The following is a 14,617-nucleotide window of genomic DNA, read 5'->3' on the forward strand; positions in this document are numbered from 1 at the left end:
ACTCATCTAGCGGCGGCGACGCGAAATCCCATTCCGAACCAGCAGCTTCGAGACTGTCCCCCGCCAGATTGACCACTCGGTTGCGAGCGCGTACGTCGATCGCCCCCGCGGCGTAGTCAGCGCAGATCGAAGCGATTTCGACCTCGGTCAACTGACGCGCCCTAGCTCTCGAGTTTCGAATCCCGTTAGGTGTCGCGCGCCGAGGGGGATGTAGGGGCACCTCGGGGCCCGCGTCTCTGGGTATCGTCCCAATCAACACGGGGACCTTGCGGTTTGAATAGCGTCCCAGAACCTCCACCGTTCGATGAGTCGGGTATCTCGATGCACAATCCTCCCCACCCCGGCGAGTTCATTTCCGAGGTGTATCTCCAGCCGTTCGGCGTGAGTGGACGTGAGCTGGCGAATCAGCTCGACGTATCCGCATCCACCCTGAGTCGCGTGCTCAGCGGCACGAGCCGCGTGACGCCCGAGATGGCTCTGCGCCTCTCGAAGGCACTCGGGAGGAGTGCCGAGAGCTGGCTGGCGATGCAGGACACTCACGACCTGTGGGTGGCGCGGCAGCACCTCGACCTCGGTCGCGTGCATCCCCTGGAACTCGCATCCGCCTGAGCGCCACAGCGCACCACGTCGCTCGAACGGGCGAACAGCTCGGGTCGATTGCCCCGGGCGCGACGCGACTGCCAGGGTGATGCCACCGCGTCCGGAGGTGGCCGTGCACGTGGCGAGTCACGCACAGGCTCGACACTCAAGGTTGCGGCGCAGAGCAGGAATGGCTGACGTGGTCGTCGTCGTTCTGGCGGTGCTCGCGACCCCTGTCGGAGGGCGACGGCAGCCTCGCCGCACGCGATGTTTTCGTATAACATTAATCATGTGAGTGAGCGCGAGACGATCAACGGCACTCCCGTTACCGAGGAGCAGATCGCAGCCTGGGCAATCGAAGCTGAGGCTGGATACGACGTGGCAGCTTTGAAGAAGCGAGGGCGTGGTCGGCCGGGTCGTGGTGCCGAGCCGTCGCAGGTCATCGCCTTGCGCCTCACAGCTGACGAGATCGCCGCCCTTGATTCCCGCGCGGAGCGGGAGGGCAAGTCCCGCTCCGAGGTGATCCGCGAAGCGCTGGCCTCGGCGTGAGAGTCCATTCGTCGGCACTCAAACACGGGATCGCCGCCGAAGATGCAATTCACGCTGCGACGTGGGCAACCTGGATCGAAGACCTCGAAGATGACAGCCCGGCCCGGCAGCTTCGTCTCGGGTTCGACACCCGCGGTCGGCTGCTGGAGACGGTCGTGCTGGTATTCGACAGCGGTAACGAACTCGTGATCCACGCCATGAAGGCCCGACCGCAGATGCTCGACCTCCTGCCGTAGCCTGCTTCCGAATACTGAGTCACCAGTCGGCATCTTCGCGGCACTGTCATCCGGCTGACTACGAAACTCCGCGCGATCGATATGACGCTCGAAGGCGCTCGGGAGGAGTGCGGAGAACTGGCTGGTGCATCCCCTGGAGTTCGCGTCGGCGTAGCCGCGCAGTCCGTCCGGCCCCACGGCATTAGGCTGGCGGGCGCGAGAGGGGAGCGTCGGATGCCGGATGCACAGGGGGAGGCGCGCGCGGCGAGACCGCCGTTCAGCCCGGTGATCGCGCTGCTCACGGTGTCGGCCGTGTGGGAGGCGCGGCTCGATGCGGCGCTGCGCGACCACGGGCTCACCACCCGCAAGTACGGGCTGCTCGCCCACATCCGCGCGACCCCCGGCATCTCGTTCTCGGAGCTCGCGCGGCGATCGCAGATCACCGTGCAGTCCGCGCACACCGCCGTCCGGGCGCTCGTCGACGCGGGGCTCGTGGCCGACTCGACCGCTCAGGCCGGTGCCGCATCCGATCTGCGGGCGACCCCCGCCGGCGACGCGGTGCTCGCCCGGGCCGACGCCCACCTCGCCGCCCTCGACTCCGAATTCGGGGGAGGGGCACCCCGCCTCACCGCGGCGCTCGAGGGCCTGCACGAGGAGCCGTTCACCGGGGGCGCCTGACGCCCGCGCCTCAGCACCAGTCGGGCAGCATCCCCACGACGCCCCGCGAGGTCGACCCGTCGCGGGCATCGACGAAGTAGATCGTGGTGTCGGGGTAGCCCGGCACCGCCGGATAGAGGTCCGAGCCGCTACCGCCCGGGATCACCTCCACCGCCAGGTATTGCGCGTTCGGCGAGAGGCAGACGCGGCCGATGCGGCTCGTCGCGGTCGCCGGGGCGTAGAGCGGCGAAGTGCCCTTCGCATCCACCCGCACGAGCGCCGAGAGCGCCGGGATCGCGCCCGAGTCGTATGGGTCGGTGAGCAGTTGCACGTAGCTGTCGGGGCCGAGCATCAGCACCGTGCCGAGGGTCAGATGCGGGTCGACTTCGGCCGTCGGCAGCTCGAGCGGGGTCGATGTGCCGGCCGCGAGATCGAGCAGCGTGCCTCCGTCGGGGTCGGCGACCACGAGCGTCGTCGTGCCGGGCAGGAACCCGCGCAGCTCGCTATGGGAGCCGAGCGGCGACGGCTCCGTGCCCGCGACCGCATCGACGAGGTACAGCTGCCTATCGGTCGTCTGCACGACGAGCGATCCGGTGCCGGGGACGAACGCCCAATCGCGGGCGGCCAGCGGCACCCCGTCGGCGTCGGCGATCTCGCGGATCACGCCCGAGCCGTCCGTCGGGTCGTAGACGGCGAGGGTGCTCACGAGCCCCTCGTCGGTCTGCCGGTCCACGAGGAAGCCGACGAGCAGCGCATTCGGCGAGGCGTGGACTTCGCGGATGCCGTCCGCCTCGCCCACCGCGACCTCGCCGACCAAGCCGTTAGTCGTGTCCACCGTCACGAGACTCGGGGTGTCGTCGGCGTCGAGCACGACCGCCACGAGTACCCGCCCGAGCAGTGCGTACTCCTGGATGCGCGGCGCCTCGAAGACCGTCTCGACCTCCGCCGACCCCGCGAGCGAGGTCCGCACGACCCGGTCGCCCCCGTCGGCACCCGCCCCGCGCTGCAGGGCGAGCACATCCGCACCCGGTGTGGTGAACGAGAACCGCAGCACGCCTGGGGCGCCGGTCGAGGCCGAACGGGCCGCCACCTCCACCGTGTAGTCCTGCGCGTAGTCGAGCATCCCGGTGAGGCGGACGGTCACCGCGGCGCCGTCCTGGGTGACCTCGAATCCGGCGGACGGAGTGATCGTGACATCGCTCGCCGCCACGTCGTCGATCGGCTGGTTCGCATCGAGCACGATGCGCCCGGCAGGGCGGCTCACCGCCGCCTCCGCGTTGACCGAGCCGGATGCGAGCCGCGGCCCCTGCGCGGCCCCCGCCGCGCCCAACCCCGTCGCAGCGAGCGCGAGCACCACGACCGTCGTCACCCAGCCGAGCCGGAAACGCCGCATGCGTGCCGCGTCGACGAACGCAGCGCGCGTCGCGGATGGGCTCTCGTGCTCAGTAGACATAGGGATCCGTCGGCTCCTCCACCGCATCCACGGATGCGGGATCCACCACGACGACCTCCGCGCTCGTGGCAGACGGATTCTCGATGAACCGCCCGGTCACCTCGACCCACCCGTCGACCGGGTGATCGTCCTGCCACCCGGGCAGGTAGACCGGCACGCCCACGGGCGTCGCGTCCACGGCGCAGCAGGTCACCACGAACCGCGCCACGAAGAACACGTTCTCGGGGTCGTCGGGGTCGGGCGTCACGAATCCGACGAGCGTCGGGCTCTCGCCCGCGAGCGAGGCCGCATCCGCCCCCTGCCGCAGCATGTTCGCCCAATCCTTGACGGTGAACGCGGAGGTGTCGGCGCCCGCGAGCTGGGGGGATGCGTCCCCCGACGTGGCAGATGCGTTCACCGAGCGCTGCTCGGCCGTGTTCGAGGTCAGGGTCGCGGGCGGCAAGGCGAGCACGACGACCGCGGTCACGGCGATGAGCGCGAGGGTTCCGCCGGTCGCCCACCGCTGGCGGGTGGGGGAGAGGGGGGCGTGATCGTGATCGTCGTGCGCGCCCTCGCGCGAGCTCGGCAGGACGGCGAACGCGACGATCGCGACGACCCCCGCGATCACCGCCATGACGATCGTGAACACGAAGTAGCGCGGATGGATGTAGAGCCCGAGGCGCCCGGTGGCGGCCAGCCAGGTGATTCCGGCGACGCCGATGAGGCTCAGGATCACCCCGCGCCAGTGAGAGAGAAGACGCTCACGCAAGAAGATTCACCCCGAATCCGATCACGAGGGAAGAGAGCCCCACGACCGCCGTCACGCGGGCGAGCGTGGCCGTTGTGAAGGTGGTGCGCAGCAGCGCGAGCATCTTCACGTCGACCATCGCCCCGAAGGTGAGGAACGCCACGATCGCGCCCGGCATGAACGTCGATCCGAACGACAGGATGAAGAACGCGTCGACGTTCGAGCACACCCCCACAACGAACGCGAGCGCCATGAGCGCGAGCACCGACCAGATCGGGTCGCCGCCGAGCGCGATGAGCACGTCGCGCGGCACGCCGACCTGGATCGCCCCGGCGAGGAAGCAGCCGATGAGGAGTGCGGGCAGCATCGCGCTCGTCTCCTCGGCGAACCCGACGGCGCTGCGGCGCATCCTCGATCCGGCCGCGGGTGTGTCCCCGTGAGCGCGGCAACTCGCCTCGAACTTCGGCGTGAGCAGCTCGTGCTGGCGCGGGTGGCGGCTGAACAGCCAGCCCACGAGGTTCGCGATCATGAATCCGCCCACCACCCGGGCGACGAGGATGCCGTGGTCGAAGCCGAACGCCTGGTAGGTGGTGATGATGGTCACGGGGTTGAGAATCGGCGCGGCGAGCAGGAAGGTCAGCGACTCCGACACGGTGAAGCCGCGGATGATGAGCCCCCGCGAGAGCGGCACGTTGCCGCATTCGCACACCGGCAGCAGGACGCCGAGCATCGACATCGCCACGCGCCGGGCGGCGGGGCGGCGCGGCATGAGCCGGTCGAAGACGGCGGCGGGCACCCAGACCTGGACGACGATCGAGATGAGCACGCCGAGGAACACGAACGGCAGCGACTCGATGAACACCGACAGCGAGAGCGTCACGAGATCGCGGAGGGCCGACGGCAGCACATCCGCCGGTGCGGCAGCGGCGCTCGCGGTGCGGATCGCGAGCATGGCGGCGAGGAGGGCGGCGGCAGCGAGGGCCCATACGCCAAGGGGGAGGCCCGCGCGCTTCGTCTGCACCGAATCAGGCTAGGCGGCGTGGCCTGAGTCTTCGCAGATCTCGCGCGCGCGTCGCATCCCCTGTTCGTTTTGACAATCATTATCATTAGCGATTAGCGTCGTCGACATGACTTCCACCCGCACTGCCCTCCTGCTCTCCGCCACCGCCGTCACCGCGCTCGTCCTCGCCGGATGCGCGACCGACGGCGACGAGTCCTCTGACGATGCCGTGTCGATCGTCGCATCGACGAACGTCTACGCCGACATCGCCCAGACCGTCGCGGGCGACGCCGCCGAGGTGACCGCGATCATCCACGACGCCTCACAGGACCCCCACGAATACGAGGCGACGAGCCGCGACGCCCTCGCGATCTCCGAGGCCGACATCGTGGTGATGAACGGCGGCGGCTACGACGAGTTCGTCTCGACGTTGCTCGATGCGCACACGGCCGACCAGGTGGTCATCGACGCGGTCGACGTGTCGGGCCTCGAGGGCGACGAGCACGCGGACGAGGGCGACGCGGACGACGACGGCGACGAGCACGCAGACGACGACGGCCACGACCACGGCGAGTTCAACGAGCACGTCTGGTACGACTTCGATGCGATGGACGCCGTCGCGCACGAGATCGCGAACGAGCTCGGCGAGATCGTTCCCGAGTCGGCCGCACAGTTCACCGCGAACGCCGACGCGTTCGCCGACGGACTCTCGGCGCTCGCCGATCGTGCCACGAGCATCTCCGACGCCCACGCGGGAGCGGGGGTCGCGATCACGGAGCCCGTCCCGCTCTACCTGCTGGAGGCTGCGGGTCTCGTCAACGAGACGCCTGAGGAGTTCAGCGAAGCGGTCGAGGAAGGCACCGACGCTCCCGTGCTCGTCGTCCAGGAGGTCATCGATCTGGTCTCCGACGGCTCCATCGCGTTCCTCGCCTACAACGAGCAGACGGTCGGTCCGCAGACCGAGGAGGTGCTCGCGGCGGCAGAATCGGCCGGGACGCCGGTGGTCTCCTTCAGCGAGCTGCTCCCCGACGGGGAGGACTACCTCGGCTGGATGGGTGCGAACCTCGACGCCATCGAGTCCGCACTCGCCTGATCACGCGGTGGTCGCGGCGCCCGCGCGGCCTGGGCTCAGCCCCAGGCTGACGCGGGCGCGGTGACCACCGTCACCGGCGTGTAGTGCCAGTGCGAACCGTTGGCGTAGTGGCCCGACGCCCAGGGTGACGCCCAGATGGCCGCCTCGATCGTCGCGGAGTCGGCCCCGGCTTCGAAGGCCGCGCGGATGCCGGAGTAGCCACTGAAGCTCGTGAGCGCATCCGCCGCGTTCCGCGCCGCCTCGACGAGGTTCACGTTGCTGCCCGTTCCGCCCGGCCCGTAGCTCGCGCCCCACCCGTTGTTGAGCGGGTTGTTGCGGTTCCACCACGAGTCCTCGTAGTTCTCCTGGCGCATCCAGCGGGTGATGACCGTCACGCTGTCATCGGTCTGCGGGAAGCCGGCGAAGAGGAGCACGAGTTTCGCCCAGTCGTAGTTCGTGCCGCCGGCCTTGAGGGTCTCGATGCCGGTGGTCGCGTCGAACTCGTCACGGACGGCAGCCCCGGTCTCTTCGAGATGCTCGGCCGCCTCGTCGGTCTCGACCTCGACTTCCTGCGCGTGGCTGACTGCGTAGGCGTGCACGACGGATGCCTGGCTCGGCCGCTCGGGCGGCGCGAGAGCCAGAGAGGCGGTCATGCCGAACGCGGCCACGAGGGCACCGGCCACGAGTGCTCCCGGGGTTCGCCGAACGCCGCGCGGGACGTTCTGTCTCGCGCGATCGGAGAGCGGGGAGGTCGTGAACATAGGCATCGGGGGCGGCCTGTGCCGCGTCCCCAGGGTACCAATCGGGCTGTGATCCGCCTGGGAGTCAGGCGGATCCGCCGTCCGCGGCCGGTCGGGGCGCGACTCCTGTTCCCGCGAGGAATTCCAGCAGCTCCGCGGCGGGCGCCTCGAGCATGGGGCCGCGCCCGAAGCTCCACTCGGCGTCGGTCGCGCGCAGCGCGTGCCCCCCGATGACCGCGCGGATCTCGACGGTCGCGCGGGCGGCTCGTCCGAGCGCGACGGCACCGGCCGCGCGCTCGGGAAGGCGAGGTGCGACACCGATGCGACGGCAGAGCTCGAGGTAGGCGTAGACGGCGCGATCGAGCTCGGCCAGCTTCACCGCGCGTGGGCGTCCGGATCGGGTCGGACGCGCCGGGCGCAGTGCGGCGTCGAACGCATCCGCGGCAGCCGGATCCGGGTGCACGGCGAGCGCCGCGGCGGCCGCGTCGCGCACGGCGGCGAGGTCGTCGGCCCAACCTCCACCGACGCCCGACTCGTCCGCGCGCTCCCGCCCGAACAGCGGAAGATCGCGCCACATCTCGCTCATGGTGCGGCCAGCATAGACCGGAGCCAGGCAGAATGTGACTGTCACATTTCCCGCGCGCTGTGCCATCATGGCCGGACGGCACTCGCCGCCCAGTGCCCTCATCGCCCGAGAGGTTCACGTGTCACCCGATCCGTCGGCATCCGGTCGCCCGCCGAGCATCCGGGACGTCGCGCGCGTGGCAGGCGTCTCGCACCAGACGGTCTCGCGCGTACTCAACAAGCATCCGTCGATCCGCGACACCACCCGCCAGCGGGTTCTCGATGTGATGGCCGAGTTGCAGTACGAGCCCAACCGCGCGGCTCGTGCCCTCGCCTCGAGTCGCTCGCGCACGATCGGCATCCTCTCGGCCATGAGCACCGATTACGGACCGGCGTCGATCATGACCTCGGTCGAGTCGGCCGCCCGCGCGAACGGCTACTGGGTGAGCATCGCCAACCTCGACCCGGGGGTCGAGGGGTCGATCGTCGACGCGCTCGCACAACTGCGCGCCCAGGCGGTCGAAGGCATCGTGGTCATCGCTCCGCAGGTACGCGTCTTCGAGGCGCTCGCCCAGCTGCCGCTCGATGTCCCGTACGTGACTCTGCAGTCGACGAGCGACGACGGCCACGCAATGTTCTTCGACCAGTACGCGGGCGCGCGGCTCGCCACCCGGCATCTGCTCGAGCTCGGCCACCGCGCCATCTATCACCTCTCGGGCCCGCAGGACTGGATCGAGGCGGATGCGCGCATGCAGGGCTTCCTCGACGAGATGAACGCGTGGGATGCGCCCACGACGGCGCCGATCCTCGGCGACTGGAGCGCCGACTTCGGCTACTTCGCCGGACGCGAGCTGCTGCGGGTGCGCGACTTCACGGCCGTGTTCGCGTCGAACGACCAGATGGCGCTGGGGCTTCTGCACGCGTTCCGCGACGGGGGAGTGGATGTGCCCCGAGACGTGAGCGTGATCGGCTTCGACGATATCCCCGAGGCTGCCCATTTCTGGCCGCCGCTCACCACCGTCCGACAGGATTTTCCGGAGCTCGGGCGACGCGCGGTGGCCTTCCTGCTGGGGGAGTTCGATGCCCAGGACTCGCACACGATCCCGCCGCAGCTGATGATCCGCTCCTCCACGGCGGTTCTCGAGCGCTGATCGGGCGTTACCGTCCCGAGACATTCACCGACTTGACACGGTGCGCTGCCATGCGGTTAGAGTGCTCGATGTTACCGGTCACATTTACCGGTCACATTTCGGACGATGAGGTCGGGAGGCCAGGTGAACCGCTTCGAGCCACGCGTCGAAGTGGCCGTGGCGCGCACCCGCGCCGAGGTCGCCCGACTGCATAAGATGCTCGTGCGCGGGGGGCTCGTCAGCTGGACGAGCGGCGTGCTCTCGGCCCGTGTCCCCGACTCCGAACTCTTCGTCATCAAGCCCGGCGGCCTCGACCACAACGAGCTGAGCCCCGAGAAGATGGTGCTCGTCGACCTCGACGGCCGGGTCGTCACAGGCACCCCCGGATCCGAGCTGCCGCCGTCGCGCGGGGTTGCCGTGCACGCGCACCTCTACCGCTCGTCCGATCGGATCGGCGCGGTCGTGCACACGCACTCGCCGTATGCGACCGCCTTCGCGCTCCGCGGCGAGCCCGTGCCGTGCATCTCCACGGGAGTCGCCGACGAGTTCGGCGGAGATGTGCCCGTCGTGGCATACGTCGGCCCGGACGACCGGGTGGGCGACGCGATCGCCCGCACGCTGACCGCATCCGAGGCGACCGCCGTGCTCGTCGAACGGCACGGCCCGTACACGGTCGGAGCGGATGCGCGCTCGGCCGTACGCGCCGCGGTCCTGCTCGAGGAAGCCGCCCGCGCCGTGCAGCTCGCCCGCGCCGGTCTTCCCGAGGGATCCGCGCTCACGGCGCTCGAGCCCGACGAGATCCACGCGATCCGCGAGCGCCGTCTGCGCGCTGATGCTGAGCGCGCCGCCGAGTCCGCCGCGGCGGACTCCTATCCGACCTCCCGACCGGGCGCCGCCCGGCCGAGCGGCGGGACCGGGTCACGGACGACCCCGATCCCGAGCACTGTCCCCGACAACGACGTCCGCACCACACAGTGAAAGGAATCCCCGTGAAGACGAAGAAGTTCGTGCTCGCCACGGTCGCGGCGGGCTCGATGCTCGCGCTCGCCGCCTGCGCCCCGAGCAGCGACAGCGGCTCAGGCGGAGGCGATGGCGGCCTCATCGGCGTCGCCATGCCCACGAAGAGCTCGGAGCGCTGGATCCAGGACGGCAACGCCGTCAAGGCCGCGCTCGAAGAGCAGGGCTACTCGGTCGACCTCCAGTACGCAGAGGACGACATCCCCACCCAGGTCTCGCAGATCGAGAACATGATCACGAAGGGCGCCGAGGCGCTCATCATCGCCTCGATTGACGGCACCACCCTCTCCGAGGTGCTCCAGACGGCCGCCGACAGCGACATCCCGGTGATCGCCTACGACCGCCTCATCAAGGGCTCCGAGAACGTGGACTACTACGCCACGTTCGACAACTTCCTCGTCGGCCAGCAGCAGGCGTGGACGGTGCTCAACGGCCTCGGCCTCACCGACCTCGAGGGCAACGCTCTCGACGGCGCGCCCGAGGGTCCGTTCAACATCGAGCTGTTCGCCGGCTCGCTCGACGACAACAACGCCTTCTTCTTCTGGGATGGCGCGATGGACGTCCTGCAGCCGCTCATCGACGACGGCACGCTCGTCGTGAAGTCGGGTCAGACCGAGATCGAGCAGGCCGCGACGCTGCGCTGGGACGGCGAGACCGCCCAGAGCCGCATGGAGGACCTCCTCACCGCGAACTACTCGGACGGCTCGAAGGTCGACGCGGTGCTGTCGCCCTACGACGGCATCTCGCGCGGCATCATCTCGGCTCTCACCGACGCCGGCTACACGGTCGGCGACGAGTGGCCGATCATCTCCGGCCAGGACGCCGAGGTCGACTCGGTCAAGGCGATCCTCTCGGGCGAGCAGTACGCGACGATCTTCAAGGACACGCGTGAGCTCGCGAAGGTGGCCGCCGGTATGGCCGTCGCGATCCTGAACGGCGAGGAGCCGGAGGTGAACGACACTGAGACGTACGACAACGACGTCAAGGTCGTGCCCTCGTACCTGCTCGCGCCGGTGCCGGTCGTGAAGGACAACGTGGAGTCGGCGCTCGTCGACACCGGCTACTGGACGGCCGAGGAGCTCGGCCTCTAAACAGCGGGGTATTCAACACACCCACGGTGGTGGGGGAGGATGGCATTCCTCCCCCACCATCTCCGGAATCAATGAGGAAGTCGGCGATCGTGACGAACAACATCCTGGAGATGCGCGGCATCACCAAGACCTTCCCGGGCGTGAAGGCGCTCTCGGACGTGACCATCGAGGTGGCTCGCGGCGAGGTCCACGCCATCTGCGGCGAAAACGGCGCCGGCAAATCGACGCTCATGAAGGTGCTGTCGGGTGTGTACCCGCACGGCACCTACGACGGCGACATCGTCTTCGAGAACGAGACGGTCGCGTTCCGCGACATCTCCGACTCGGAGGAGAAGGGCATCGTCATCATCCACCAGGAGCTGGCGCTCAGCCCCTACCTCTCGATCGCCGAGAACATCTTCCTCAACAACGAGCAGACCAGCCGCGGTCTCATCGACTGGAACAAGACCAACCACGAGGCGCAGAAGCTGCTCGCGCGGGTCGGTCTGCGCGACAACCCGACGACGCCGATCCGTCAGCTCGGCGTCGGCAAGCAGCAGCTCGTCGAGATCGCGAAGGCGCTCTCGAAGCGCGTGAAGCTGCTGATCCTCGACGAGCCCACGGCCGCGCTCAACGACGAGGATTCCGACCACCTGCTGAACCTGATCCTGCACCTGAAGGAGCAGGGGATCACGTCGATCATCATCAGCCACAAGCTCAACGAGATCAAGAAGATCGCCGACTCGGTGACGGTCATCCGCGACGGTCAGACCATCGAGACCATGCCGCGCCAGGCCGTCACCGAGGAGCGCATCATCAAGGACATGGTCGGCCGCGATCTCGAGCATCGCTACCCCGACCACACCCCGCACATCGGCGAGGAGCTGCTGCGCGTGGAGCACTGGACCGCCCACCACCCGCAGGACACGAGCCGCGTCGTCGTGGACGACGTGTCGATCACCGTCCGTGCGGGCGAGATCGTGGGCATCGCGGGCCTTATGGGTGCCGGCCGCACGGAGTTCGCGATGAGCCTCTTCGGGCACTCCTACGGATCGCGGATCTCGGGGAAGGTGTTCCTGCGCGGCAAGGAGATCAAGACGCGCACCGTGGCGGAGGCGATCCAGAACGGCATCGCCTACGCGACCGAGGATCGCAAGACCTACGGCCTGAACCTCATCGAGGACATCAAGCGGAACATCTCGATGGCCTCCCTCGGGAAGCTCGAGCGTGCCGGGCTCGTGCACGACAACGAGGAGTACAAGGTCGCCGAGGGCTTCCGCCGCTCGATGAACATCAAGGCGCCGAACGTGCTCGTGAAGACGGGCAAGCTCTCGGGCGGCAACCAGCAGAAGGTCGTGCTGTCGAAGTGGATCTACTCCGACCCCGACGTGCTGATCCTCGATGAGCCCACCCGCGGCATCGACGTGGGCGCCAAGTACGAGATCTACACGATCATCAACCGGCTCGCCGCCGAGGGGAAGGGCGTCATCGTCATCTCCTCCGAGCTGCCCGAACTGCTCGGCATCTCGGATCGCGTCTACGCGATCTCGGAGGGGCGCATCACCGGTGAGTTGCCGATCGAGGAGGCCACACCGGAATCGGTGCTGACCCTCATGACCATGGAACGTTCCCGCTGACGCGCGGAAGAGGAGAAGGAACCGCAATGTCGAACCCCACTACCCCGACCCCGACGGAGTCGCAGGCGGTCGGCGGGAGCATCAACCCGCCCGAGAACAAGTTCACCTCGTGGCTGACCCACGTGCTGTCCGACCTCGGTAAGAACGGCATCTTCATCGCGCTCGTCGCGGTGGTCGTGCTGTTCTCGATCCTGACGAACGGCATCCTGCTGCGCCCGCAGAACATCTCGAACCTGATCGTGCAGAACGGGTACATCCTCGTGCTCGCGATCGGCATGGTGATGGTCATCATCGCGGGCCACATCGACCTGTCGGTCGGATCGGTCGCCGCGTTCGTCGGCGCCTGCTCGGGCGTCTTCGCCGTGCACTGGGGGCTTCCCTGGTGGCTGTCGATCATCCTGTCGCTCGCGATCGGCGCGCTCGTCGGCATCTGGCAGGGGTTCTGGATCGCGTACGTCGGCATCCCAGCGTTCATCGTGACGCTCGCCGGCATGCTCATCTTCCGCGGGCTCGCGCTCGTGGTGCTCGGTAACCAGAACATCGGATCGTTCCCGACCGAATACCGTGCGCTCGGTAACGGCTTCCTCACCGACGTGTTCGGTGAGTTCGAGCTCGACCCGCTGACGCTCGGCGTCGGTGCGCTCGCGATCCTCGCGATCGTCGTGCAGCAGGTGCGATCGCGTCGCGGACGCATCAAGTACGGCCAGGAGGTCGAGCCGCTCGCCTGGTTCATCGCGAAGCTCGTGCTCATCGCCGCCGGTATCTCGTTCTTCGCCTACGCCCTCGCCTCGTACAAGGGCATCCCGGTGACGCTCATCGTGCTGGCCGCGCTCGTGCTGATCTACGGCATCGTCATGAACCGCTCGGTGTTCGGCCGCCACATCTACGCGATCGGCGGTAACCGTCACGCGGCTGAGCTCTCGGGCATCAAGACCCGCCGCGTGGACTTCCTGCTGTTCGTGAACATGGGGCTGCTCGCGGCGCTCGCGGGCCTCATCTTCACCGCGCGCCTGAACCTCGCGGGGCCGAAGGCGGGCGACGGATTCGAGCTCGAGGCGATCTCGGCCGCGTTCATCGGCGGCGCGGCGGTGCAGGGTGGCGTCGGCACGATCGGCGGCGCGATCATCGGTGGTCTCATCATCGGCGTGCTCAACAACGGCATGTCGATCATGGGCATCGGCATCGAGTGGCAGCAGGCCGTGAAGGGCCTCGTGCTGCTGCTCGCGGTCGCCTTCGACGTCTACAACAAGCGCCGCTCGGGGCGCTGAGCATCGCGGCGGGCTAGGCCTGCTGCACGTTGGCGAGCCGCCGCCCGGCCGTGAGCATGTGAGATGCCATGGCCGAGGCGGCGGCGTCGCCGTCTCCCGCGGCGATCGCGTCGCGTACGGCGGTGTGCTCGGCGAGCGCGGCGCGCGCGTGGTCGACATCCTCGACGGCGCGGTCGACCCACACGCGCAGCAGCGAGCGGATGATCTGAAGCAGGTCGAGCAGAACGCTGTTGCCGGTGGCTCGCGCGAGTACAAGATGGAACTGCAGGTCGGCTTCGACGAAGGCGGGCAGGTCGTCGAGGGTCTCGGCCATCCGCTGGAGGTGCGTGTCGAGCTCGGCAGCCGAGTCGGCGTCCATGCGCTCGGCGGCGAGCCGTGCGGCGTAGATCTCGAGCGCGCCGCGCACCTCGATGAGCTCGGTGGTGGACCGCTGCCCGATCAGGATGCCCCAGCTGAGACTCTGGGGGAGCAGTTCGCTGGTCGATGAGCGCAGGTAGGTGCCTGAGCCGGGGCGCACGTCGACGACGCCGAGCACCTCGAGCGCGGCGAGGGCCTCGCGTACGGCGGATCGGCCGACGTCGAGGCTCGCGGCGAGCTGCCGCTCGGGGGGCAGCCGGGTGCCGGGGGCGATGGATCCGCTCGTGAACAGTTCGAGCAGGCGCGTGGCGACGGCGGACACGGGGGAGCCGGACGGCAGGCGGTCGAGCGCGGCCGAGATGGCCATCGATTCGTCCTGGGGATACGCCGGCATGCGGTAACGCTAGCAACGTTCGAGCTCTCGGCAGGGGGTGGGAGCGGCGTCTCACGCAATTGGTCAACCGGTTGACAACTGAAACCGGTTGACCAATACTGAGTGCCTGTACGCGCCCGCCGCGCGTCGACAGCGCCGTCAGACACAAGGAGTCGACGTAGACATCACACGCACCCCCCACGGGGTGC

Annotated in this window: 16 protein-coding genes; 10 read left to right on the top strand and 6 right to left on the bottom strand. The window is 68.7% G+C overall.

Features of this window, described 5'->3' with window-relative positions:
* The first annotated feature begins 321 nt into the window (after window positions 1–321).
* The 4 genes from FVQ89_RS05790 (at window position 322) to FVQ89_RS05805 (ending at window position 2,021) form a co-directional block, all read left to right on the top strand.
* Entirely contained in the window at window positions 322–609 is a 288-nt protein-coding gene (locus tag FVQ89_RS05790) for a HigA family addiction module antitoxin (protein WP_147900914.1), read from the top strand.
* Window positions 610–870: 261 nt separating this feature from the next.
* Window positions 871–1,128, top strand: coding sequence for a CopG family transcriptional regulator (locus FVQ89_RS05795; protein ID WP_147900915.1), 258 nt, complete (start codon window positions 871–873; stop codon window positions 1,126–1,128).
* Window positions 1,125–1,364 (top strand): toxin, encoded by a 240-nt coding sequence (locus FVQ89_RS05800; RefSeq protein ID WP_147900916.1) that lies wholly within the window; start codon window positions 1,125–1,127, stop codon window positions 1,362–1,364. The genes FVQ89_RS05795 and FVQ89_RS05800 overlap by 4 nt, the downstream gene beginning before the upstream one ends.
* Window positions 1,365–1,577: 213 nt before the next feature.
* Complete coding sequence (locus tag FVQ89_RS05805; RefSeq protein WP_147900917.1) at window positions 1,578–2,021, top strand: MarR family winged helix-turn-helix transcriptional regulator; 444 nt, start codon at window positions 1,578–1,580, stop codon at window positions 2,019–2,021.
* A gap of 10 nt (window positions 2,022–2,031) precedes the next feature.
* Here FVQ89_RS05805 and FVQ89_RS05810 read toward each other — a convergent pair whose 3' ends face one another.
* The 3 genes from FVQ89_RS05810 to FVQ89_RS05820 are packed head-to-tail and all read right to left on the bottom strand — an operon-like array spanning window position 2,032 to window position 5,201.
* On the bottom strand, window positions 2,032–3,453 hold the full coding sequence (locus FVQ89_RS05810) for a hypothetical protein (RefSeq protein ID WP_147900918.1): 1,422 nt from the start codon (window positions 3,451–3,453) through the stop codon (window positions 2,032–2,034).
* Window positions 3,443–4,168: a TIGR03943 family protein gene (locus FVQ89_RS05815; protein ID WP_255513447.1), complete on the bottom strand. Its 726-nt coding sequence runs from the start codon at window positions 4,166–4,168 to the stop codon at window positions 3,443–3,445. Before FVQ89_RS05815 ends, FVQ89_RS05810 begins: the two co-directional genes overlap by 11 nt.
* Before the next feature lie 25 nt (window positions 4,169–4,193).
* Window positions 4,194–5,201: a permease gene (locus FVQ89_RS05820; RefSeq protein WP_255513448.1), complete on the bottom strand. Its 1,008-nt coding sequence runs from the start codon at window positions 5,199–5,201 to the stop codon at window positions 4,194–4,196.
* 106 nt (window positions 5,202–5,307) lie between these two features.
* On the opposite strand from FVQ89_RS05820, the gene FVQ89_RS05825 reads away from it, so the two are divergent.
* Entirely contained in the window at window positions 5,308–6,273 is a 966-nt protein-coding gene (locus FVQ89_RS05825; protein ID WP_147900919.1) for a metal ABC transporter solute-binding protein, Zn/Mn family, read from the top strand.
* A gap of 35 nt (window positions 6,274–6,308) precedes the next feature.
* Here the strand turns inward: FVQ89_RS05825 and FVQ89_RS05830 are convergent, their stop codons facing one another.
* Window positions 6,309–6,935: a hypothetical protein gene (locus FVQ89_RS05830; protein WP_147900920.1), complete on the bottom strand. Its 627-nt coding sequence runs from the start codon at window positions 6,933–6,935 to the stop codon at window positions 6,309–6,311.
* A 142-nt stretch (window positions 6,936–7,077) separates the two neighbouring features.
* The gene (locus FVQ89_RS05835) at window positions 7,078–7,578 is read right to left on the bottom strand and encodes a hypothetical protein (RefSeq protein WP_147900921.1); all 501 of its coding nucleotides are present in this window, start codon (window positions 7,576–7,578) and stop codon (window positions 7,078–7,080) included.
* A gap of 118 nt (window positions 7,579–7,696) precedes the next feature.
* On the opposite strand from FVQ89_RS05835, the gene FVQ89_RS05840 reads away from it, so the two are divergent.
* From FVQ89_RS05840 to mmsB, 5 genes are all read left to right on the top strand, one after another.
* Window positions 7,697–8,707, top strand: coding sequence for a LacI family DNA-binding transcriptional regulator (locus FVQ89_RS05840; protein ID WP_147900922.1), 1,011 nt, complete (start codon window positions 7,697–7,699; stop codon window positions 8,705–8,707).
* Between the two features lie 105 nt (window positions 8,708–8,812).
* Complete coding sequence (locus FVQ89_RS05845) at window positions 8,813–9,664, top strand: class II aldolase/adducin family protein (protein WP_147900923.1); 852 nt, start codon at window positions 8,813–8,815, stop codon at window positions 9,662–9,664.
* Window positions 9,665–9,720: 56 nt separating this feature from the next.
* Window positions 9,721–10,794 carry a multiple monosaccharide ABC transporter substrate-binding protein gene (gene chvE, locus FVQ89_RS05850; protein WP_187264969.1) on the top strand — a complete coding sequence of 358 codons (1,074 nt, stop codon included), beginning with the start codon at window positions 9,721–9,723 and terminating at the stop codon, window positions 10,792–10,794.
* An 89-nt stretch (window positions 10,795–10,883) separates the two neighbouring features.
* Window positions 10,884–12,410, top strand: a complete 1,527-nt coding sequence (gene mmsA / locus FVQ89_RS05855; protein ID WP_147900925.1) for a multiple monosaccharide ABC transporter ATP-binding protein — start codon at window positions 10,884–10,886, stop codon at window positions 12,408–12,410.
* A gap of 26 nt (window positions 12,411–12,436) precedes the next feature.
* Window positions 12,437–13,678, top strand: coding sequence for a multiple monosaccharide ABC transporter permease (gene mmsB / locus FVQ89_RS05860; protein ID WP_147900926.1), 1,242 nt, complete (start codon window positions 12,437–12,439; stop codon window positions 13,676–13,678).
* A 13-nt stretch (window positions 13,679–13,691) separates the two neighbouring features.
* Here the strand turns inward: mmsB and FVQ89_RS05865 are convergent, their stop codons facing one another.
* The gene (locus FVQ89_RS05865) at window positions 13,692–14,429 is read right to left on the bottom strand and encodes a FadR/GntR family transcriptional regulator (protein WP_147900927.1); all 738 of its coding nucleotides are present in this window, start codon (window positions 14,427–14,429) and stop codon (window positions 13,692–13,694) included.
* Window positions 14,430–14,617 lie beyond the last annotated feature (188 nt).

This window comes from Homoserinibacter sp. GY 40078 (assembly GCF_008017545.1).
Taxonomy (GTDB): Bacteria; Actinomycetota; Actinomycetes; order Actinomycetales; family Microbacteriaceae; genus Homoserinibacter.

What these genes read in the sequence shown, in the direction of transcription:
- FVQ89_RS05835 (WP_147900921.1), bottom strand. Translation starts at nt 7,578, where the DNA reads ATGAGCGAGATGTGGCGCGATCTTCCGCTGTTCGGGCGGGAGCGCGCG.
- mmsB (WP_147900926.1), top strand. Translation starts at nt 12,437, where the DNA reads ATGTCGAACCCCACTACCCCGACCCCGACGGAGTCGCAGGCGGTCGGC.
- FVQ89_RS05790 (WP_147900914.1), top strand. Translation starts at nt 322, where the DNA reads ATGCACAATCCTCCCCACCCCGGCGAGTTCATTTCCGAGGTGTATCTC.
- FVQ89_RS05825 (WP_147900919.1), top strand. Translation starts at nt 5,308, where the DNA reads ATGACTTCCACCCGCACTGCCCTCCTGCTCTCCGCCACCGCCGTCACC.
- FVQ89_RS05865 (WP_147900927.1), bottom strand. Translation starts at nt 14,429, where the DNA reads ATGCCGGCGTATCCCCAGGACGAATCGATGGCCATCTCGGCCGCGCTC.
- FVQ89_RS05805 (WP_147900917.1), top strand. Translation starts at nt 1,578, where the DNA reads ATGCCGGATGCACAGGGGGAGGCGCGCGCGGCGAGACCGCCGTTCAGC.
- FVQ89_RS05810 (WP_147900918.1), bottom strand. Translation starts at nt 3,453, where the DNA reads ATGTCTACTGAGCACGAGAGCCCATCCGCGACGCGCGCTGCGTTCGTC.
- FVQ89_RS05845 (WP_147900923.1), top strand. Translation starts at nt 8,813, where the DNA reads ATGAGGTCGGGAGGCCAGGTGAACCGCTTCGAGCCACGCGTCGAAGTG.
- chvE (WP_187264969.1), top strand. Translation starts at nt 9,721, where the DNA reads ATGCTCGCGCTCGCCGCCTGCGCCCCGAGCAGCGACAGCGGCTCAGGC.